General features: G+C 46.9%; 19 protein-coding genes. 7 read left to right on the top strand and 12 right to left on the bottom strand.

Annotated features, from left to right (window positions below):
- Positions 1–53: 53 nt before the first annotated feature.
- The 8 genes from B5M13_RS22305 to B5M13_RS22265 all read right to left on the bottom strand — a co-directional run bounded on the left by B5M13_RS22305 (position 54) and on the right by B5M13_RS22265 (position 7,678).
- Positions 54–404 carry an MmcQ/YjbR family DNA-binding protein gene (locus B5M13_RS22305; RefSeq protein ID WP_080057769.1) on the bottom strand — a complete coding sequence of 117 codons (351 nt, stop codon included), beginning with the start codon at positions 402–404 and terminating at the stop codon, positions 54–56.
- Positions 401–589, bottom strand: a complete 189-nt coding sequence (locus tag B5M13_RS22300; protein WP_080060040.1) for a DUF6728 family protein — start codon at positions 587–589, stop codon at positions 401–403. Before B5M13_RS22300 ends, B5M13_RS22305 begins: the two co-directional genes overlap by 4 nt.
- Before the next feature lie 116 nt (positions 590–705).
- Positions 706–2,721, bottom strand: coding sequence for a (E)-4-hydroxy-3-methylbut-2-enyl-diphosphate synthase (ispG, locus tag B5M13_RS22295; RefSeq protein ID WP_080057768.1), 2,016 nt, complete (start codon positions 2,719–2,721; stop codon positions 706–708).
- Positions 2,722–2,878: 157 nt separating this feature from the next.
- Positions 2,879–5,062: a peptidase domain-containing ABC transporter gene (locus B5M13_RS22290; RefSeq protein ID WP_080057767.1), complete on the bottom strand. Its 2,184-nt coding sequence runs from the start codon at positions 5,060–5,062 to the stop codon at positions 2,879–2,881.
- 101 nt (positions 5,063–5,163) lie between these two features.
- Entirely contained in the window at positions 5,164–5,673 is a 510-nt protein-coding gene (locus tag B5M13_RS22285; RefSeq protein ID WP_080057766.1) for a peroxiredoxin family protein, read from the bottom strand.
- On the bottom strand, positions 5,670–6,011 hold the full coding sequence (locus tag B5M13_RS34230; protein ID WP_245859440.1) for a hypothetical protein: 342 nt from the start codon (positions 6,009–6,011) through the stop codon (positions 5,670–5,672). Before B5M13_RS34230 ends, B5M13_RS22285 begins: the two co-directional genes overlap by 4 nt.
- A 645-nt stretch (positions 6,012–6,656) precedes the next feature.
- On the bottom strand, positions 6,657–6,854 hold the full coding sequence (locus tag B5M13_RS22270) for a hypothetical protein (RefSeq protein ID WP_080057764.1): 198 nt from the start codon (positions 6,852–6,854) through the stop codon (positions 6,657–6,659).
- Between the two features lie 158 nt (positions 6,855–7,012).
- Positions 7,013–7,678, bottom strand: a complete 666-nt coding sequence (locus B5M13_RS22265) for a helix-turn-helix transcriptional regulator (protein ID WP_080057763.1) — start codon at positions 7,676–7,678, stop codon at positions 7,013–7,015.
- Positions 7,679–7,999: 321 nt separating this feature from the next.
- Between B5M13_RS22265 and B5M13_RS22260 the strand changes: the two genes are divergently transcribed.
- Positions 8,000–8,380, top strand: coding sequence for a hypothetical protein (locus tag B5M13_RS22260; protein WP_080057762.1), 381 nt, complete (start codon positions 8,000–8,002; stop codon positions 8,378–8,380).
- 130 nt (positions 8,381–8,510) lie between these two features.
- Here the strand turns inward: B5M13_RS22260 and B5M13_RS22255 are convergent, their stop codons facing one another.
- Both B5M13_RS22255 and B5M13_RS22250 read right to left on the bottom strand, forming a co-directional pair.
- A complete protein-coding gene (locus B5M13_RS22255) occupies positions 8,511–9,383 on the bottom strand; it encodes a lysophospholipid acyltransferase family protein (protein ID WP_080057761.1) in 873 nt (290 codons plus the stop codon).
- A 151-nt stretch (positions 9,384–9,534) separates the two neighbouring features.
- Complete coding sequence (locus B5M13_RS22250; protein WP_080057760.1) at positions 9,535–10,407, bottom strand: lysophospholipid acyltransferase family protein; 873 nt, start codon at positions 10,405–10,407, stop codon at positions 9,535–9,537.
- Positions 10,408–10,529: 122 nt separating this feature from the next.
- On the opposite strand from B5M13_RS22250, the gene B5M13_RS22245 reads away from it, so the two are divergent.
- On the top strand, positions 10,530–11,210 hold the full coding sequence (locus tag B5M13_RS22245; protein ID WP_080057759.1) for a WbqC family protein: 681 nt from the start codon (positions 10,530–10,532) through the stop codon (positions 11,208–11,210).
- Positions 11,211–11,249: 39 nt separating this feature from the next.
- The gene (locus B5M13_RS22240; protein WP_080057758.1) at positions 11,250–13,778 is read left to right on the top strand and encodes an ATP-dependent Clp protease ATP-binding subunit; all 2,529 of its coding nucleotides are present in this window, start codon (positions 11,250–11,252) and stop codon (positions 13,776–13,778) included.
- A 137-nt stretch (positions 13,779–13,915) separates the two neighbouring features.
- Here B5M13_RS22240 and B5M13_RS22235 read toward each other — a convergent pair whose 3' ends face one another.
- Both B5M13_RS22235 and B5M13_RS22230 read right to left on the bottom strand, forming a co-directional pair.
- Complete coding sequence (locus B5M13_RS22235; RefSeq protein ID WP_080057757.1) at positions 13,916–15,670, bottom strand: GMC oxidoreductase; 1,755 nt, start codon at positions 15,668–15,670, stop codon at positions 13,916–13,918.
- Positions 15,671–15,800: 130 nt separating this feature from the next.
- Entirely contained in the window at positions 15,801–16,544 is a 744-nt protein-coding gene (locus tag B5M13_RS22230) for a phosphatidylinositol-specific phospholipase C/glycerophosphodiester phosphodiesterase family protein (protein WP_080057756.1), read from the bottom strand.
- Between the two features lie 281 nt (positions 16,545–16,825).
- Here B5M13_RS22230 and B5M13_RS22225 point away from each other — a divergent pair, with 281 nt between their 5' ends.
- The 4 genes from B5M13_RS22225 (at position 16,826) to B5M13_RS22205 (ending at position 21,925) form a co-directional block, all read left to right on the top strand.
- Entirely contained in the window at positions 16,826–18,022 is a 1,197-nt protein-coding gene (locus B5M13_RS22225; RefSeq protein WP_080057755.1) for a hypothetical protein, read from the top strand.
- 162 nt (positions 18,023–18,184) lie between these two features.
- Positions 18,185–18,931 (top strand): 3-oxoacyl-[acyl-carrier-protein] reductase, encoded by a 747-nt coding sequence (gene fabG / locus B5M13_RS22220; protein ID WP_080057754.1) that lies wholly within the window; start codon positions 18,185–18,187, stop codon positions 18,929–18,931.
- 54 nt (positions 18,932–18,985) lie between these two features.
- Positions 18,986–21,103, top strand: a complete 2,118-nt coding sequence (locus B5M13_RS22215) for a hypothetical protein (protein ID WP_080057753.1) — start codon at positions 18,986–18,988, stop codon at positions 21,101–21,103.
- 486 nt (positions 21,104–21,589) lie between these two features.
- Positions 21,590–21,925, top strand: coding sequence for a DUF6169 family protein (locus B5M13_RS22205; RefSeq protein ID WP_080057751.1), 336 nt, complete (start codon positions 21,590–21,592; stop codon positions 21,923–21,925).
- Positions 21,926–21,965 lie beyond the last annotated feature (40 nt).

Raw genomic sequence — 21,965 nt, 5'->3', positions numbered from 1 at the left:
TTTCCTAATCCTGCGAATTTAGCGGTTCAGGGCCTATTGAACAAGCAACCCATTCAGTTTAATCCGGCCTGAATGGCTTTGGGTAAACTTTTGCGAACGAGTTCGTAGGAGTGATCGATCCACTCCTGAAGCTCGGCTGTTCGAACCGTTCCGTTGACGGTTATTGTATTCCAGTGTGACTTATTCATGTGATACCCTGGCGCTACGGCCGGATGCTCATCCCGAAGCTGTACGGCCCGTTCCGGGTCACATTTTAAGTTGATTGTCGTGGGCTGACTTTCGGTTGCCAACAGGGCAAACATTTTGCCGCCTACCTTAAAAACGAGCGCATCACCACCAAATGGAAATGATTCGGTAACACCTGGTTTGGCAATACAGTAGTCGCGTATGGTTTCGATATTCATCGGGTGCAGTGACGAACTGAGTACACGATAATGGCGATCAAAAACATTACAATCGAAATTCGATTGATGCCGTGCATCATCCGCAGGTTTACGCTGGTAGGCTGGTTTGGATCAGGCTTGCGGAATACCCGTATGAAATAGGCAAAGACCGGCCCAATTTTCAGATAATTAAGGAGTCTGTTCACGAGAGTGTCAATGTATGCTGTACAAAGAAAAACGGATAATGCGAGTTCCTCACCGGATAACAATCCTAAAGACTTAAACATTACCGCAAGTCCGATTATTCATCCTACATTTTTCATTATTCGTTAACCAGGCTTGGTTCAATCCAGCGGTTGTCTTCCCGAATCAGTTCGATAAGCTCATCGACCGCCCGATCGGCAGGTACCGATTTCTTAATAACCTGCTGACCTCGGTAAAGGGAGATTTTGTCGCGACCGATCCCAACATAGCCATAATCAGCATCGGCCATCTCGCCGGGGCCATTCACAATGCAACCCATAATACCAATCTTAACCCCTTTTAGGTGGTCGGTACGTTGCCGGATCATGGCTGTCGTTTCCTGTAAGTCGAACAGTGTACGGCCGCAGGAAGGGCAGGAGATGTACTCGGTTTTGGTAATACGTGTCCGGGCTGCCTGCAAAATGCCAAATGACAGGTTGTTAAGTGTTTTTAACTGCTCTGGTTGGGGCTGCTTAACAGGCGATAGCATAACACCATCTCCTAGCCCATCGATCAGCAAACCACCTACATCGGTAGCGGCATACAATGGAATATCTTCAGAAGGAATAGCTGAATAGCTACGTTGAACAACTATAGGAAGAGTAATACCCTGGTTAATCAATTCCACAAACAACCGACGTAGTTCGGGCATTGCATGGGCATTGTCGGTTGTGATGACGAGCACAGCCGTTTGATCGTTGCTCAGCATAGCCAGCAATTTGGGGGACAATTCCGCAAGCGAAAGCCGGACGAAATTCAGACGTCCCTGTAAAGGGGCTTGCGCTACTTGAGCCTGTAGATACTCACTGGCTGTGAGCAGAGGGAACGCATTGATCTGATCCGTAACCGTTTGCCAGATGGTATAGTCTACAATCTGTTTCAACCCATTCGGCAGCATGAACGCTGCAGGCTGCGATCCGGTATAGATATAGTCGGCACCCAGGTCGTTCATCCGCCACTTATCGGGTTCGGGTAGGTAAAAGTGACCGATGGGTTTGAGATCATCATGTTGACGGACGGGAATCTGGCTAAAATCAGCAATGACCCGTGGTACATTCTGACCGCCAAAATTAGCGACCTCATGCGTAGCTCGACGCATATATTGAAATGGATTGATCGGATAGCTGGTAATGGCAGGAATTGGCTTGCTCTGGGCGGCTCGATGCGTGTACCGATCAATCAGGGCCTGAGCAACGGGCGCTTCACGTTCGGGTTCTTCGGTAAGGGATACCCGAACGGTATCGCCAATGCCATCTTCCAGTAAGGTGCCAATCCCCAGTGCCGATTTGATGCGGCCATCTTCAGCTTCGCCAGCTTCGGTTACGCCGAGGTGGAGCGGATACGCTTTGAGCCCTTCCTCATCCAGGCGTTGAACAAGTAAACGATACGCTTGCACCATCACCTGCGGGTTGCTGGATTTCATCGACAGGACGATGTTGTAATAATTTTCGTCCTCACAAATTCGTAGAAACTCCAGCGCCGATTCCACCATACCAACGGGCGTATCGCCATATCGACTCAGAATCCGGTCGGAAAGCGAACCGTGATTGGTACCGATCCGCATAGCGGTGCCATATTCCTTACAGATGCGTACCAACGGCAGAAATTTATCCCGAATCCGCTCTAGTTCCGATGCATAAGCCGCATCGGTATACTCGATAAACTCAAAGCGTTTGCGGTCTGCATAGTTGCCCGGATTGATGCGAACTTTCTCAACAATACGTGCGGCCAGTTCGGCTGCATTGGGTGTAAAATGAATGTCAGCAACGAGCGGAGTGGTATACCCCCGCGCCCGAAGTTCTTTGCGAATGTTCTCCAGATTCTGTGCTTCTTTTACACTGGGAGCTGTGATGCGCACATACTCGCAACCAGCTTCAATCATCCGGATGGTCTGCTCTACCGAACCGAGCGTATCCATCGTATCGACCGTTGTCATCGACTGAACCCGAATCGGATAATCGGAGCCCATTGGTACATCGCCAATGTTGACCGTAATCGTTTTCCGGCGGATGTACTGCGTCAGGGAAGGAGTATAGAGAACAGGTGAACCTGATAAAATGGCTGATTGTGAAGGGGTAATCAACGAGTCGAGCATACAGATAGCGGCAGCGCCGTTTGACCACACAAAGGTACGGAAAAACTGCGTTTTCAGTTTCGTGCCGGTTATCTGGAAAACGTTTAGCTTCTTCTAAACGTTCGTTGAGGAACGTTATGACCAGGGCTTTTGAATGGGGCTTGATAAGGTTCTAACTCTATTGGAGCAACGAATCCATAGACAATAGGGTTTGAGTTGTTTCTGATTGTGTATAGATATGGCCCGGACTTAGATGGCCTTGCTGTAAGAAGTAAACTTGATCGGCTAGTTGAGCGATACTTGGCTTGTGTGTAATCAGCAGAATAGCTAGTTGCGGACGTAGTTGCTCCAATAAATCTACGACAAATTGTTCCGTATGATGATCCATGGCGGCCGTTGGTTCGTCGAGCAATAGGAGTTGGGGCTTTCGGTATAAAGCTCTGGCTAAGGCTACCAGTTGTTGCTGCCCACCCGAAATGGCAATACCATCTTCGCCAAGCTTTGTCAGATACCCCTGTGGAAAGGCCTCGAAAAAACGGTTGAAACCGTATTGTTGGCAGAAATCAATCAACTGCTCAGCTTCCTCGGCTGTATTGCCAAGGCAGATATTGTCCACTAGTGTACCTGTAAACAATTTGATCTGTTGGGGAACAACACCAATGGCTTGTCGCCAGGTTGTCGTATCGACGTTATGCCAATCCGCCCCATTCAGGCTAATCTGACCTGCTTCGGGCGTATAAAATCGCTGAATAAGCTGAAGGAATGTACTTTTGCCGCTACCGCTTTCACCCAGAAGAGCAATCAACTCGCCTTTGTTTAATGTCAATGAGATGTTTTCTAACTGCAATGGACGACCCGGAAACCGAAAGTGCAGATGCTGGATCGTCAGCGACGAAAAGGTAAATGAGGGGTCGGGTTCCGATGCGCTTCGCTCGGGTGTAAGGTGGGCATACTCATACATCCGCTCAAAAGTTACGTTGGCCTCCTGAAGTTGAATGTTTGTCATGGCCAGACTAGCGACCGCAGGTAGAATACTGCCCGCTAGAGTTAAAATCGCCATCATTTCGCCCAATTGCAACGAGTGCTGTACAACCAGAACCGACGTGGCCGTAATTAATCCGGCAATGAGCAAGGCACTGATCAACTCGGCCGTCAGGTTGAAGCGAAGACTAACCTGGCCAAGCTGATACACTTTATCCTGAAAACGGCCGTAAATAATGCGGGTAATACCCCCGAAAAACGACTCCCGATTAGTAGCCTTGATCACATCGATGCCCTGAATGGTATCCACATAATTACTTTCCGTATGAGCTGAGGCTGCCATAACCTCGCGCTGACTATGGATGATGCGAGTATGATACAACCAAACCAATCCGCCGTATAATGGAATACTCACTAACGCCAGCAGACCCACCCAGACTGAATACGTAAATAGATAGCCTGCCGACACCAGTACCACTAAGGCGTTAATCACAACTGTACCTGTCAGAAAGCTAATACTGCGCTGGATTCGCCCTGTGTCGTTCAGGCGAGCCACGAGTTCACCCGTTTTGCGGCTATCGAAAAACGACTTGGGCAGGTAGAGTAATGCTTCATAAAAACGGTTGATAATCCGGTTATTAAAATCCCGGCTTTGGCGGTTCAGCAGAAAACCACGCAGATAACCAACTATTGCCCGTGCCACCAGCAGGAAGGTTAATAAAACCAGGCCTAGTATCAGTCGCTGGGTATCGTGTTTGGGTAAAATTTCGTCGATCAGTTTTTGGGAGAAAATAGCAGTCGATAGCCCTAGCCCCGCAGTAATAATGCCGAGCCCGGTTGCGATAGCTAGTAACGGGATATCATCGCGAATAAGGCTAAGGAGCCATCGTCGTTTGGCTTTTTTTTCATCAGCTTGGTAGTGAAAGGAAGCATTCGGGGATAACGTCAGGAGTATACGCGAAGACCAGAGAGTTTCTAATTCTTCGGCTCGATAGGTCCTGATTCCCTGCGCCGGGTCGCCAATCACGAAGTGCTGTTCTACAGCATTCCAGCCATAGCAAACCACATAGTGCTGTAACCGTTGGGCTATCGGACCGTTATCGATCAGGACATGCAGAATAACCGGGCCACTGACATCGGTTTTAAGGTTTTCCACCGATTCGGCTTCCATCCCTTCCCCATCCATACCCAATTGTGTAGCTGCCTGATACAAGCCCAGCAAAGTAGTACCCCGTGGATCGGTGCCACTCAATTCACGTAGCCGCTCCAGGCGGCTATGTCCACCATAGTAGGCCAGTACTGATGCCAGACACGCTACACCACAATCGGCCTGTTCCTGCTGACGGACCAGTGTCCGTTCAATATGTTTACGCGATTTCATATCAAAGGGTAGGATGGGCGAAATACTGAATCAAAAGCCACAGCAAAGCGAGCAGAACGGATAGAATCTGTTCCATAGTTGAATAAAGGGTGGTAGAAAACTTAGAGATGACGGGCGATAGCCTCTATGCTGGTTTCGCCCCGGAAGTGTTTGGCCAATGAGCCGTCTGTATGATAGATCAGTATATCGGGAATGGAAGTAAACCCAAACGTTTCGTAGGCTGCCTTCCGGTCAATGTGGGCTACCTGTACGTTAGAAAGTTTAGTGAGTTGGTGTATTTGGGCAAAAGTTCTCAAGGCTGGCAACGATGCCGACGAAAGCAGGATAATTTGCGCATTGTTCAGTAGGGTGGCTCGTTTATGGAGTTCATCAGCCTCACGCTGGCAATGCTCGCAATCAGGATCGAAGTAGATAAACACCGTTGAACGGTTCCTTAATTCGACTGTGTTAATGACTGAACTATCCAATCCATAGGCCGTAAACGTAGGTAGTGTCTGAATCTGCTTTGCCGTTTTCTGCTTCTGATTCAGTTTGTTGGTAAATCCCCAAATCAGATACGATAACACAGACAGTACCAACAAAGGCAACCCCCATTTCAAATAGGTTCTCATAATAAACTTACCGTTAAGAACATAACCAGCGCCACCCACACCAGTAGGCCCGACCCGTATGAAGCCGCTACCAAACCAACGGCTTTAGGCATAGGTATATCAATAACCTGCGAAACGCCATAAGCCAGCACCAGCCAATAGGCTAACTCGAACAGGTTGGTGAGTTGAAGCGGATAAAGCAGATAGGGAGCCACCGAGTCAGCACCAACCAGGCTCAGAACACTCAACGGATAAAATAACTGCAAGTCGGTAAGACTGTAATCCGTTTGGACAAACAAAAACCAGAGCAGCTTAATAACCGAAGGGAGTAACAGCACCATTTCAGCCTGAATAGCCACCCGAAAAAACGCTTTAAATATCCATTGGTTAGTTCCGAAGTAATACCCTAGACTTAAGCAGGAGGCTACCAGCGTAAATTTAAGGAGATTGAATATTGGGAATATTGTATATGCTAACCAGATGCGTCTGTGGCTATCATCTATTATCTGTTGGATCTGCTTAAACGTTAGCTGTTCAGCTAATTCGTTAAAATACAATTGATCTGTAGTTAGAAGATATTGGCTTGCAAAAAAAGCTAAGATACACAGTAAAGTTATAGCAGTGAAAAGGGCCCAAGTACTTTTGCTAATCCAAAGCTCAGCATAATAATTGCCAAAATTCATAATGTTCAATAAAAACAATATGTTATTTATCTATTTATTTAATATCCCGTTTTTCAAATTGGCTTTTCAACTCGAGGATAATTTGTTATTTTTTAGAATTCCTTAAAAAAAACTCTGTAAGAAATAAAATAAATAGAATGATGTAGCCAATAATTTCCCATGTTTGAGGTATTGTAATATAGCCAACTGAAAAACCTATTATTAATATTATTAGCCCTCTAATTATTTTAAAAACACTTGGTTTCTTCTTCCAAGGTCTATATATAATTTCCATATTTCGAAAATTTTTAATGCCTCTCTTAGGAGAGGCATTATAGTATTTTACCAATTTGCGTATACGGTATAGCCGCAAGCTACTAGTTCAACTAGTCCTAGAGGGCCTCCTGCAAAACATGCTATCAGTGTACCCCCTAAGCATACTAAATAAGCTCCGGGAGCCTTTAATTTTTTAGCTGCTAAATCGTCTAAACTCTGGCCGCCCTGAATAAACTGCATTTTTGAATAATCTAATTTTTTCATATATTTTATCCTTTAACCTACTCTCTTTAGGCTTTTCGGTATCCACCTTTGTTGTACATCAACGAGACAAAGTTGAATACTAAACCCAGTCGGCACATGAGGGAACTCACTCATTTTTCTATAGGTGAGTTCCCTCATTTTTGTATAGGTGAACTCACCTATGGTTGTCTGGCTGTAGGCTTTGTCTGAGAAGCCTCTTTGAACAGTGTACGTAATCGGTCACGGTGCAGTAATGAATATTTTACCAGGCTTCCGGGACCGCCCGTCACATTGAGTTTCTGAGAAATTTTGTATTTGTGGTTTTCAACCGTTTTAGGGCTTATGAACAGCATCTGGGCAATTTGTGGCCCACTATATCCTTCTGCCATTAGCTTTAATACGCTACGTTCGCTCGTTGTAAGCGAGTCCCAACCCGGCAGTGGCTCAGGCCGAACGTAGGCTGGATGAGTCTCTAAAAAGCTTGACGTGTAGAAATACCCTTCGGCAAGTGCAGTCAGACACTCGTTCAACTCCGGGAGCTTACAAAGAACATCGATATCCAAATTGTCCAGTAATGGCCAAAGTAGCGATGGGTTGGCTGCATCGGGCAGTAGGCATAGGACAATTCGGGTAGTAGGCGTATGCTGCCGAATGCTTGCGAAAAGAGCAGGCTGGTCGATGTATTCGCTGGTTAGTAGGGTAAAAGCAGGTTGTTGGATGCGCAGTGTATGCTGGAATGTTTTTTCGTCGGTCAGAAGGACCTCTTCACTAAAATTTGTTACATTGGTAACTGCTTTCATGAGCAGAACATTGCTCCGACGGCGGCAAAGCATAACAATAGCCATAATTTACAACGGGTAAGGTGGGCATTCGGTCAAACATGGCTAATAGAGGCAGGATCGTAGCAAATATAAGGTATTTATATATATTATTGTAATAATAATATATATAAAGTGTATTGAAAATATAGTATTTGTATCCATATAGCTTTTCTTGCAGATAAACGCTCATCTAGGAGTAGTTTTTAAACTGATTTATAAACTACTAGCTGCTATGGGGTAAAACAATTAGCCTCATTAGCAGTTGAATGAGCAACAGATTAGTCAAGTGGTTATAAGCTTACTGGAATCTGCTAATTAAGAATACAATCGTAAACTCAACACGTTATGAAAACCAAGATATTCAGTTCATTGGCACTTGCTTTTATGATCAGCCTGGGAGCTTACGCGCAGGATGCTAGTACCATGACGAAGCAGGAGCGAAAAGAAATGCGTAAGCAGGAAAAAGCTGAACGTAAAGCCCGCATGAAGGAGGATTTGAAGAATACCGGCCGGGCTATTGGCGAAACAGCCGACGAAGCTGCTCAAGGCGCTAAAAGCAAAGCCAAAGTAGCTGGTGAGGCTATCGATAGTGCCGCCACTAAAACGGGTCGGGCTGTGGATCGAGGATTAGATAAAGCAGAAGGGGCTATCATTAATGAACGCGATCGGGTCAGAGCCAAACGTGATTCGTCACGAGCCGAAAAAGCCCGTCGGGATTCGTTGTAGAGCGCAAGGTATGCGGCTTATGACAGGATGGTTCTAGTACCTGTAATGGAACAAGGATTGGGTCCGTGTAAGCTTGATCTAACAGACGGTAATTATTGCTGACGCGAAAGAGACGCAATACCCTGCGTCTCTACGTTAGCTTTGCTTCGATTTTCGTATATTTTCCCCGCCAGTGCTTCCAACGTTTATGTGACCAGAGCCAATCGGAGGGGTGTTTGCAAATACTGGCTTGTAATTGATCTCTATACATTTCGAGAATAGCGCCCTCAGGGATATTTGTATACGGCGGACAGGCAATAAGTTTAAAGGTACCTTCGTAATAACCTCGTCGGATACGAACCAATTCCAGAAAAAAAACAGGTAAGTTTTTACTTCGGGCCAGTCGTTCCGTACCGGGATAGAAAGGGGTATCGCGGTTCAAAAATTCCATCCAATAGCCTTGCTCCGGTACATTCGGAACCTGGTCTGCTACCAAGGCAATTACACGAGGAATGGCTTTTCGAATTACCATTTGCCGGGGGAGTAAATTCATGGGTGTTGGCACAGCCCCATGACTAGCACGCAATTCCTGCATAAACTTCTCCATGTCTGGATTGGTGAGAGGCTTATACACGCTATCCACCGGAATATCAATAACAACTGCAGCCGATGGAACCCACTCCCAGTTGCATTGATGAGAACCTGTGCAGATTACAGTCTGCCCATTTATTAAATACTCCTTAATTAATTCGGGATTGGTATATATAAATCGTTTTTTCAGTTCGCAGGGAGTGATGGCAGATAGCTTAATTGTTTCAACAAGTATATCGGCAAGATTACGATAAAAATTGTTGGCTATTTGCTGGATTGTTTCGGGGGATTTTTCAGGAAATGATAGACGAAGGTTTTCCAGAACAACGTGTTGTCTATAACGGACAACATGAGCAAGAACAGCATATAAAACATCCGAAATGCCATATAAAATAGGAAAGGGCAAACGGGCTAAAAGGCGCAGGAATATCATTTAGATGTACTGAACGGTAGGCAATTAAGACTTTTAATTGCCTTAAATATAATAAATTTTATATTAAATAGTCATAAAAAAACATAACATAGGGGTATGTACCATATTATTTGAACGATAGCCAGTAGAAAAGCGTATAGATTCGGGAAGATTAATCCAACTTTGTCTCAATCTTTGGATATTTCTCTCGCCAATGTTTCCAACGGCGGTGCGACCAGAGCCAGTCGGAAGGGTACTTGCGGATGGTGGCTTCAAGAAGATCCCGGTAGCGTTCTAGTAAAGTACCAGCAGGCAAATCACTGTAAGGAGGGGAGCCAACCGAAAAAAAAGTGGCCTCGTAATAACCACGACGTAAGCGAACTAGTTCTACATAAAAAACCGGCAAATGACGGCTACGGGCTAGTCGTTCGGTTCCCGGATAAAACGGCGTGTCATGGTGGAGAAAGTTTGTCCAATAGGCTTGTTCGGGCACATTAGGAACCTGATCGGCTACGAGTGCAATAATGCGAGGTACGTTTTTGTGCGAGGCCATCCGACGGGGTAGATTATTCATCGTAATGGGTACCGCACCAAAGCTTGACCGGATCATCTGCATCATTTTTTCTGAGAAACCACTGGTTAACGGCTTATAAATACTATCAGCAGGCATTCCATTTAATACAGCCGCCGAAGGTAGCCACTCCCAGTTACTCTGGTGAGAAGCCATGCCGATAACGGGCTGACCAGCCGCTAGACAGGCTTTTACAATATCGGCATTTGTGAACCGAACCCGCTCTTTTAACTCGTCGGGTGACAGGCTGGGCAGCTTAATCGTCTCAACCAGTAAGTCAGAAAGATTATGGTAGAACCCTTTGATAATCTGATTGATTTCGTCGGCTGATTTCTCTGGAAACGATTGGGTTAAATTGTCTGAAATTACCCTTCGGCGATAGCGGATAACGTAGTTGAGCAGGAAAGCTAATATATCAGAAATACCATAAAGGATACTCAGCGGTAAGCGAGATAAAAGTCTAAAAAAAGTCATTGGTTGAACCTAAACCGAACCCACGGCGAAAAAAAAGTTTAATCCAAAAATTAAAAAAATACTAAAATTAGTTGGTGGTATTGTTTTTTTGCTTTACTTGTGAACGGATACATGAGTTGCCTTTGGAAACGTACCCATTAACGCCTGACTCCACCGCTTTACTGATTGAATTACATTACCTGCCTTGTCTGGACTACCTGTCGGGGTTGTTGAAATTCGGTACAGTATGGCTGGAAGCTCAGGAGCATTACCAGAAGCAAAGTTACAGAAATCGTTGCTACGTTCTGACGGCAAACAAGGTAGATAGCCTTACAGTGCCTGTGCAGCAGGGGACCCGGCACCTGCCCATTCGCGACCTTCGGGTGGCTAATGACCAGAACTGGCAGATGCATCACTGGCGATGTATTCAGGCCGCTTATGGGAAAGCCCCATTTTTCGAATATTATGCGCCCGACATTGAGCCGTATTATCGAAAAAACTGGACGTTTTTATTCGACTTGAATTATGAGTTGCTGACAATTTGTCTGAAATTGATGCAGGTACGTATCAATCTGAACCTGACAGAATGGTACGAAAAAACACCTCCGGTCGGCTTATTTGACGCTCGATCCTGCATAAATCCAGCCAATGGGCCAGAATCATACATATTCCATCAGCCAGTGTCCTATCCACAAAATTTTGGACCTGAATTTGTACCTAATTTAAGTGTCATAGACCTGTTGTTCTGCCAGGGACCGGCCGCTAAGGACGTGTTGAAGGCCGGTCTTCGGGAGAGTGAACAAATCCTTAAAACTCTTCGTTAGGCCAGTATAGTACGCTTACCTAAGGAGACCCTAAAACGAATGGAAGCAAAATTCTCAAATCGCGTAAAGGAAGTTATCACGCTGAGTCGGGAAGAAGCCTTACGCTTAGGCCACGATTATATTGGCACAGAGCACCTGTTGCTCGGTATGATTCGTGAAGGGGAGGGTGTAGCCGTCGGCTTGCTGAAAAAATTAGGCATCTCGCTCGACGAACTCCGGGTTACCATTGAACAGGCCACGAAAGGAACCGCTACCAACAATGTGAAAAACCTGGCGAATATCCCGCTGACCCGTCAGTCGGAAAAGACGCTGAAAATCACGTATTTGGAAGCTAAGATCTTCAAAAGCCCGCTCATCGGAACGGAGCACCTTCTGCTGTCGATTCTACGTGATGAAGACAATGTCGCCACGCAGATTCTCAATAAATTTAATATTAATTACGAAGTCATTAAGGAGATGCTGGAATATCAATCTTCGGGTAGCCGACCAGTGATGGGCCCCGAAACCGACGATGACGACAACGACCGGGGCATGTTTGGCGGAAGCAGCTCCAGCTCAGGAAAAGATCCGAAAGGGTCTGAAAAGTCCCGGACTCCCGTTCTGGATAACTTCGGACGCGATCTGACCAAACTGGCTGAAGTAGGTAAACTCGATCCTATCGTTGGCCGTGAAAAAGAAATCGAACGCGTGGCCCAGATTCTGAGCCGCCGGAAGAAAAATAATCCAATTCTGATTGGTGAACCAGGTGTTGGTAAAACTGCCATCGCTGAAGGACTTGCCCTGCGCATTGTGCAGAAGAAAGTCTCGCGGGTGTTGTTCGGCAAGCGGGTAGTTACGCTTGACCTGGCGTCGCTCGTGGCTGGTACCAAATACCGGGGCCAGTTTGAAGAGCGTATGAAAGCCGTGATGAACGAGCTGGAAAAATCACCGGAAGTTATTCTGTTTATCGATGAGTTGCACACCATCGTTGGCGCAGGAGGTGCTTCGGGTTCGCTCGATGCATCGAATATGTTCAAACCGGCTTTGGCTCGGGGCGACATCCAATGTATCGGCGCTACTACGCTTGACGAATATCGTCAGTACATCGAGAAAGATGGTGCGCTGGCCCGTCGTTTCCAGATGGTGATGGTCGATGCTACGTCGATTGACGAAACCATCGAAATCCTGAACAATATCAAGGATAAATACGAAGACCACCACCACGTCAACTACACCAAAGAGGCCATTGAAGCTGCGGTGAAACTGTCGGAGCGTTACATCTCTGATCGCTTCCTGCCCGACAAGGCAATCGATGTGCTCGACGAAGTAGGGGCTCGTGTACACATCTCGAACATCACCGTTCCCGAAGATATTCTGAGACTGGAAGAACAGATTGAGAATATCAAGAAGGAGAAAAATCAGGTTGTCAAGAGCCAGAAGTACGAAGAAGCCGCTCAGCTCCGCGACAAGGAAAAACGCCTGATCGATCAACTGGAACGGGCTAAACAAGCCTGGGAAGAAGATACTAAGAAACGACGCTATACGGTCAACGAAGAAAACGTGGCCGAAGTGGTAGCGATGATGACGGGTATTCCAGTTACGAGTGTATCGAACGACGAAGGGAAGAAGCTCGTCAACATGGGCGAAGAACTGAAAGGTCGGGTTATCGGACAAAATGCTGCCATTGAGAAACTGGTGAAAGCCATTCAACGGACGCGGGTTGGTCTGAAAGATCCGAAAAAACCGATTGGTTCATTTATCTTCCTTGGCCCAACCGGGGTTGGTAAAACGGAATTAGCGAAAGTTCTGGCTACTTACCTCTTCGACAAAGACGATGCGCTGGTTCGGATCGATATGTCGGAATACATGGAAAAATTCAGCGTTAGCCGTCTGGTGGGCGCTCCTCCGGGCTACGTTGGGTACGAAGAAGGTGGCCAGTTGACCGAGAAAATTCGCCGGAAGCCCTACAGTGTTGTGTTGCTTGACGAAATCGAAAAAGCACACCCGGATGTGTTCAATATTCTGTTGCAAGTGCTGGACGATGGTATCCTGACCGATGGTCTGGGTCGCCGGGTTGATTTCCGTAACACCATCATTATCATGACGTCGAATATTGGGGTTCGTGATCTGAAAGACTTCGGTGCCGGTATCGGTTTCGCTACCAAGCGGAATGCCGAAAGCCAGGATGAACTGATGAAGAGCACGATTCAGAGTGCATTACGAAAGGCATTCTCGCCCGAATTCCTCAACCGACTGGACGATGTGATTGTGTTCAATTCGCTGCTGCGGGAAGATATTCACAAAATCATTGACCTGATGCTGGGCAAACTGCTGGGCCGTGTTATCAACCTGGGTTACCGGGTCGAGTTGACCGATAAAGCGAAGGACTTCCTGGCCGAAAAAGGATACGATCAGCAGTATGGTGCTCGTCCATTAAGCCGGGCTATCCAGCGCTACCTCGAAGACCCCGTTGCTGAGGAAATCCTGAAAGGTGAACTCAAAGAAGGCGACGTGATTATGGCGGATTATAGTGGTGAAGGTGAAAACCTGACTATCACGGTTAAGAAGCCTGAAGCTGTGGTCGAATAAGATAAATTAACTCATGAAAAAGCCTCCCGACTCTAGAAGTTGGGAGGCTTTTTCATGAGGCTGGAAAGTCATGAGGCCGAAGGCAAATCAACTTACTACTCTTCGGCTTCACGGCTTTCCAGCCGCGTTACTAGTTGCTACAAATTTCGTTGTTTCACCTGGTCGATCAGGTACTCGCTGGTACGCATGGAAGCGGCCAGAATAGTCCAGGTAACGTTCTTGTCACCCTGAGACACGAACGGAGCTGCATCGACCACAAACAGGTTTTTTACGTCATGAGCCTGCTGGAACTTATTGAGGGCCGATTTTTTAGGGTCGTTACCCATACGAACGGTACCGACTTCGTGAATGATACGTCCGGGAGCTGCCAGGCCATAGCCATGTGCTGTATTAGGCCCAGGTTTTGAACCAAGGGCAATACCACCCATGGCATGGATAATCTCTTCGAAGGTATCCTGCATGTGCTTGGCCTGCTTCACTTCATAATCCGACCATTTGTAGTGAAAACGTAGGGTCGGAATCCCGTATTTATCCACTTTATCGGGGTCAATTTCGCAGTAGTTACTTTCGAGCGGCACCGGCTCTCCACGACCCGACATGCTGATATAGGCACCATAGAAGCGACGATAATCGTCTTTCAGGCCTTTTCCATAGCCACCACCGGGTTTCATCTGGCCATCCCGACCCGGAATGATGCCGTTCAGGGCTTCAATACCTCCCCCAAAACCGGCTCCCGGCATGCCCATACCGCCACCGTATTCGATATGATAACCGCGCGGGAAGTCTAATTTTTTGTTATCGAGCCACCAGGGCGTAAACACGTGCATCCCTCCAACGCCATCTTCGTTATAGCGTTTACGGTCCATCAGGGCTGGTACGAACCCGGATCGGCTGGCTCCTGTAGAGTCGTTCAGGTACTTACCTACTACACCACTGCTATTGGCTAGTCCGGTTGGGAAACGGGCTGATTTTGAGTTGAGCAGTATCCGTGCCGATTCGCAGGTGCTGGCGCCCAGCATTACGGCTTTAGCCTTGATCGTTATTTCCTGCAAAGTGGCTTTGTCAACGTAGCTAACACCCGTAGCCAGACCGGTTTGCGGATCGGTCAGCACTTCACGAGCCATAGCGCCGTTGATTAGCGTTACGTTGCCTGTTTTAACAGCCGGAATGCAAAGCACTGAGGAGGCCGAGAAATCGGCATACGCCTGACAGCCCCGGTTACACTGATGGCAATAAAAACATTGCCCCCGGTCTTTATTGATGGGTTTGGTGAGGATACTCAGGCGAGACGGGATAACCGGAATTCCTACGCTTTTTCCGGCTTTCCGAAGCATCAGTTCATGCAAACGAGGCTTCGGCGGGGGTAAAAAGATGCCGTCTGGCTCGTTGGGCAAGTTCTCGATAGAGCCAAAAACACCGATTAGTTTATCGACCCGATCATAGAAAGGTTTCATATCGTCGTAGGTAATCGGCCAATCGTCACCTACACCAGATAGTGAACCCCGCCGAAAATCGTCGGGTCCGAAACGCATGGAAATACGCCCCCAGTGGTTGGTACGGCCTCCGAGCATACGCGACCGAAACCAGCCAAATTCCGTTCCTGGTTTGGCAGAATAGGGTTCTCCTTCGATTTCCCAGCCTCCCCATGCCGCGTCGAAGTCACCACCCGAACGGAATTCGGTAGCAGCCCCACGCCGGGGAGATTCCCAGGGCCACTTGAGTTGAGTAATATACTTTGGGTCGGCAGGGTCGTAATAGCCACCCGCTTCGAGCAGAGCAACTTTGGCACCCGCTTTGGCGAGCATATACGCGGCCATACCGCCACCAGCTCCCGAACCAACGATGACGACATCGTATACAGTTGGGGCTTTTTTGAGTTGTGGGACTTCCATACGTTGGAGAGGTACAAGAATAGGCTTTTCAGAAACAGTAGCTTTATAAGTTAAAAAGCGGTTAAGTTTACTGATACACCTGTACGAATTATGGTATCAACAACTTGGTAAGCCCGCTATGTTTATCGATTCACCGCATTGCCTGTACGCACTCGGCCACTTTATCGGTATTGATGACGTCCACACCGAGTTTCTTTAATTGCTTCCAGGCATTGGGCGTATCGGGAATTGCCCAGAAACGGATTGGCTTTTTATCGTTGTGTGCCCGTTTAATGACTCGTTTGAGCTTTTCGCGGTCTTCGTCCGGAATTTCGCCGTTGCCATCCCAGTGTGAATATAGTTGGAAATTATCACTGATAAGAGCAATACGCTGGAGGGTTTCTTCGTCGTACACTTCACTGGGCCGACCGTCAAACTGGAGCAGGGGATAGTCGAAATAATTGGGAATTTTAGGCCGATTTCCACTGATAATCAACTGGATCGCTTTCGGATTTGCAGCTCGATTAAAAACGGGTAGATTCTGCTCTAATAAGTTGATCAATAAGGGCAGTATCTCCGTTGGATTTTCTTTTACATCAACCACCAGGTTAAATGTATAGTCACGGTCGGAGCTGGGTTTGTCTTTGTATTGTTTAAACAACCGAATAATAGGTTGCAGATAGAGCGAATCGAGGGTAGGCGCATTAGGTCCTGGTTTATCGTGTGCAACAACCAGTTTGCCATTTTGGAGCCAGATGTCTGCTTCGATGAAATCCGCTTTTTGCTCGTAGGCGTTCATGAAAGGACGCGCCTTGGCATAATCGTTGTGAGAATGGATTTTCTGGGCAAAGGCAATCGAAGCCGTTAGTTGTATAAGGAGTAAGACGCGTAGCATGGCGAGATTTGTTGAAAGGCTCAGGAAATTAGGCTCGATAAGGTTTGAAGAATGAAATGTACACAGAACATCCTTAATTCCTGTGACAAAGTAAGAGACTGGTGCGGCAATCGCAAAAGACTTCGGTCAGGAGTTAGTCAGAAAGTAAGGGATTGCCAGCAATTAACATTATTTAATATGTTTTTGAATGATTCGATGGACAAAAGCTATAGATTGCTCTGTAAACGAAGAATATAGTCGATACATGGTTGTGACGCTATAGAAACAGGACGATTTATAGTATGAAACTAGTATTTACGGCACTTTTGGGACTGCTTTGTCTGAACGATTCGTATGCCCAGATTCAGAAAGGAAATGGTATTCTTAGCGGTAGTGTTTCTATTGCGTATAATCGGCAAACGCAGCCTTTTCCAAATTTGCCCAGTACAGGGGCAATGCGTGTACAAATGAACTGGATGCCTGCTTTATCCATAACGGCCGGGCGTTTCTGGAAAGATAACTGGTTGGCAGGAGTCTCGTTGTCAGGTTCGCTAACCCAGAACCAGCAGAATCTGGAGGGTAACCCCGATCAAACCTACCCAAATACTTTCTATTCCGTCTCTGTTACGCCTTTTGTCCGTCGATACTGGCAGTTAGGTTCGGTTTATGTATTTGGCGGGGTTGGTGTGTCGGTGAGTACGAATGGTAGTAAGCAATCGTATTTTGATTATAATGGCCAATTGAATGAATCTGGGCAACGAACTACAACAATAGGTATTGCACCAAGAGTAGAAGCCGGGATCAACTATTTAGTTACCAGTCGACTAGGGGTTCAGTTGCTGGCAAGTACTAATTCATTTCCATTATCGACTGCCGGGTTAAGTGCCGGTTTGGTGTACTGGACAGGACCTGGACGGACGTCAAATACTCAGGAGCAACGCGACAATCCGCAGACGAATGCTGGTAAATGGGTTTTAGAAGGTGGGTTTTCGGTAACTAATCAACAAACAAACCAGGATGCAGGGACCGGACTCACTGCCTATCAGTCAAGAACTAATGTATACTCGTTCAGTCCATCAATCGGTTATTTTGTTGGGAAAAATAATTTGGTAGGTGTTAGCATCCCTATTGCCTACAGTGGTAATCATCTGACAAGTACAAATACGCCAGATAGTAAGGATATACAATGGACAGTGGGGGTTGTGCCTTATTTTCAGCACTACTGGCTACCAACACGACTGACGCCTTATACACGCATCGAAGCCGGATATATGCATTACACATCAGAGGATTACAGTGGATTCTCTGCCAGTGGAGCGGTTCGGGTTGGATTGGCCTATATGATTGGACAGCGGTTTATTTTGGAGACATCGCTGGCAGGTGCTTCGGTTTCGTATATAGCATCTGATAGGCCTGGTCGGCCTGGCGATGTTAAAACCTGGAACGGAGGAGTATCGGCTGGGTTAACCGGAAACTTTGGACTTCGATATGTACTATAATACCCCGTTGATACCTTGTCATTTAGGCCCAAACCGCTATTTTTGGCACCGTAAAAAAACAGCGAAAGAGTGAACGAGTGAACGAGTGAAGCTATCCAGTAGTTTATTGCTCTTTCACTCGTTCGCTCTTTTACTCTTTCGTTTTTTGCTCTTTATTTTAAAATGAATTTACTAACAGGAAAAGTTGCCCTGATCACAGGTGCATCACGCGGAATTGGCCGGGCTATGGCCCAGAAATTTGCTCAGGAAGGGGCTACCGTTGCCTTCACTTATTTGTCGAGCATTGAGAAAGGCCAGGCATTAGAAGAAGAACTACGTGCCTTTGGCGGCCAGGTAAAAGGCTACCGGTCCGATGCCTCTAATTATCAGGCTGCCGAAGAACTGGTCAGTCAGGTGATTGCCGATTTCGGTAAGATCGATGTATTGATCAATAATGCCGGTATTACCCGTGATGGATTGTTAATGCGGATGTCGGAAGAACAATGGGACACCGTAATTAACGTTAATTTAAAGTCGGTCTTTAACCTGACTAAAGCGGCTACCAAGCCGATGATGAAGGCAAAAACGGGTTCGATTATCAATATCACATCGGTAGTCGGTATTCGGGGCAATGCAGGCCAGGCCAATTATGCGGCTTCGAAAGCTGGGATCATCGGATTTACCAAATCGGTAGCCCTGGAATTAGGCTCGCGGAATATTCGTTCCAACGCCATTGCACCCGGTTTTATCGAAACCGAAATGACTGGCGAAATCAATGAGAAGGCCCTTGAAGACTGGAAGCAGCAAATTCCAATGAAGCGGGGAGGCCAGCCCGACGAAGTTGCCGATTGTGCCGTTTTCCTGGCATCCGACCTCTCCCGCTACATCACCGGCCAGGTGCTGCAAGTAGATGGAGGAATGTTAACCTAGTAGTGAAGCGTGAGTAATACGATTACTCACGCTTTGCTCCTCACTCCTAAAAAAATGGATTTTATCTTTCAGTCCTCACCCTGGTGGATTTTCGTTTGTTTGCTTGTCGGGGCCGTGTATGCCTTCGCTATGTACCAACCCTTGCCACGTCTGGCAGGGAGTGGTGCAACCGTTGGTGGTTTCGACAAACGAACGACGTATGGACTAGCCGCTTTGCGTTTCGTAGTGGTTAGTTTTCTTTGCTTTTTGTTGCTGAATCCGCTAATTCGAAGTCTGCGCACACTGACCGAGAAGCCGAAAGTAGTGCTGGCTATTGATAACTCAGAGTCCATAGCAGGAACAGGACGTCCTAATCTGGATAAAGCGTTAGTGGGCTTGCAAACCCTTCGGCAGCAGTTGGCCGACAAGGGACTGGACGTTTCCATCCGAACCTTAGCCGATACGGTCACCAATGGTGATTTGACGCAGATTCCCTTTACTCGCCGAACGACCGATTTGTCGGCATTGCTCGCGGGCATTCGCTCGGATTATGAGGGACGTAACCTGACCGATGTAGTGCTGGTGACGGATGGCATTTTTAACCAGGGCGTGTCGCCAACGTTTGGTCAATATCCGTTTGCTGTACAGACAGTAGGGTTGGGCGACACTGTTGCCAAAAAAGATATTCAGCTTAAAGGTATTATCGCCAACCGTATTGCGTATCTGGGTAATCAGTTTCCGGTACAGGCCGAAATTGTGAGTAATGGCTTTCAGGGAAGAAACGCAACGGTTGTGCTGCGTCAGAATGGAAAGGAATTGGGGAGGCAATCGGTCAATTTTACCAAGAACGATACGTTCAACCAGGTTAATTTCCAGACAACAGCCACCCAGAAAGGTGTTCAGCATTTCGTCGTTGAGATATTGCCGCAGCCGGGTGAATTTAGCACCCGCAACAACCGTCAGGATGTGTATCTGGACGTTATCGACGGGAAAGAGAAAGTCCTGCTATTGGCGCTGGCCCCGCATCCAGATGTGAAAGCCATCCGCAACATTCTGGAGCGTAATCAGAACTACGAACTGGACGTACGTATCCTGACGGGAACGCCTGCCGAAGCTACCCCACCCGCCGACAAAACTTACGACCTGATTATCCTGCACCAGATTCCCGATAATGGAGGAGTCGGTAGCCCGTTGATTCAAAAATATTTTTCGAAAAATACACCTGTATTGTTTGTTCTTGGTAATCAGTCGTCGCTGGGGCCGTTCAATACATCTAATTCGGTGGTTCAGGTTTCAGCACAGCCTAGCCAGAGTGACAAAGTAACGGGCGTGTTTAACCCCGAATTCCGGCAGTTGAACCTTGATCCGTCCCGACTCGAAATACTGTCCAAACTTCCACCCATGTCGGTACCGTATGGTGACTACCGATTACAGCCCGGTAGTGAAGTTGTCCTATGGCAGCAGGTTGGCAGTATCAAGACAGCAAAACCATTGCTGGCTCTAAACGTAACCAGCCCACGTAAAACCGCTGTACTGGCCGGAGAAGGGCTTTGGGCATGGCGCCTGGAAGAATTCGCCCTGACCGATAAGCAGGAGGTTGTGGATGAGTTGATTCAGAAAGTGATTCAACTGATTTCAGTGAAAGAAGATCGACGCAAACTGCGCGTGTACCCGATTCGGAATGAATTCGTAGCTGGAGAAAAAGTCATTTTCGAAACCGAGCTCTACAACGACATCTACGAAGAGATATTTGATAAACCTGTTCGGCTGGAGATTAGCGACGAAAAAGGCGTAACGCGGTCTTACAATTACACGCCTACTTCTACCAATAAACGTTTTGAAATCAGTCGGTTACCTGAGGGGGCCTATCGTTTTAAGGCGACAGTAACGATCAATGACAAAGCCGAACAGTCGTCGGGGCAGTTTGTGGTTCGCGATCTGCAACTTGAAGCGCTTAATACAACGGCCGACCATGGTATGTTGCGTCAGTTAGCGCAGCAAACGGGCGGCCAGTTCTATGCAGTCAGTCGCATGGATGATCTGGTCAAAAACCTGACTAGCCGTTCGCACCCGGCTCGCCTGACCAGCACTGAGGAAATGAATGAGTTGATCAACTGGAAATGGCTATTTTTCGTCGTACTAACGCTGGCTGCCATTGAATGGGGCCTGCGAAAGTTTTACGGAGGCTATTAGCCGAATTGATTATCCAAACCTGTAGCGCTTTACCGACACCATGCTTTGTTTCGGTAAAGCGCTTTTCTTTTGAACCGTTAGTACTTCATACAGATAAACTATTTGCTTCAGCTTTTATGTTTTTAGGATGTAATCAAAAACTTTACGATTGTATATTCGTCTAATCAACACTAACTACAATGGAAACACCAATGAAGCCGATGACCGCTCTCGAAAAAATTCGCAGGCTGGTCGAAGTAAAAGAGCACGGGAAGCCCGGGAACGCTACCAAAATGACCCTGAATATCGGGCCATATTTGACGAGTTGAAAAAGAAGAATGCAGGAAAAAGGGCCATTAAAGAAATAGATACGATTTTGCCTGGATAGGTGGAGAGCAAAATGTATATGCTTTTACAACAAGCGACGAGGTTGTTTATGAAATTCGATTTGTTCCATCCGATTAGTTATTTATCGATTATATAGAGGGGCGGGTCAACGCTTTTGAAATGGTCATTGCCGTGGCCGATAATCCGACTGGAAAACACATTCCGGCCGACCCTCTGACAGAGCCAACAATTCTGGCTATTTTTTACGATTTCTTCCGGTCTTTAGAACACGTAATAATTTATATCTGCGATAGTTCGGATGGTCGGGAGAAGGCCCGCTTCCGAAAGTTTACCAGTTGGTTTTTCAACAATACGAGGGCCGATTTGGTCAAAATGGACGCCTGGATTCCTGATGGAGATCGCCATACAATTCTCTCCGGGATATTGAGTAGGAAAAATCCCTATTTCAGTCAATTTATCGAACTCTTCCACAACTTATCAGAAGCGGATAAGTGAGCGACGCTAAAGCCAATCCTAATTGACTGAAAAATTAGAA

Origin of the sequence: Spirosoma aerolatum (assembly GCF_002056795.1) — a bacterium.
GTDB lineage: Bacteria > Bacteroidota > Bacteroidia > Cytophagales > Spirosomataceae > Spirosoma > Spirosoma aerolatum.
This window is presented reverse-complemented; position numbering and strand designations above follow the sequence as displayed.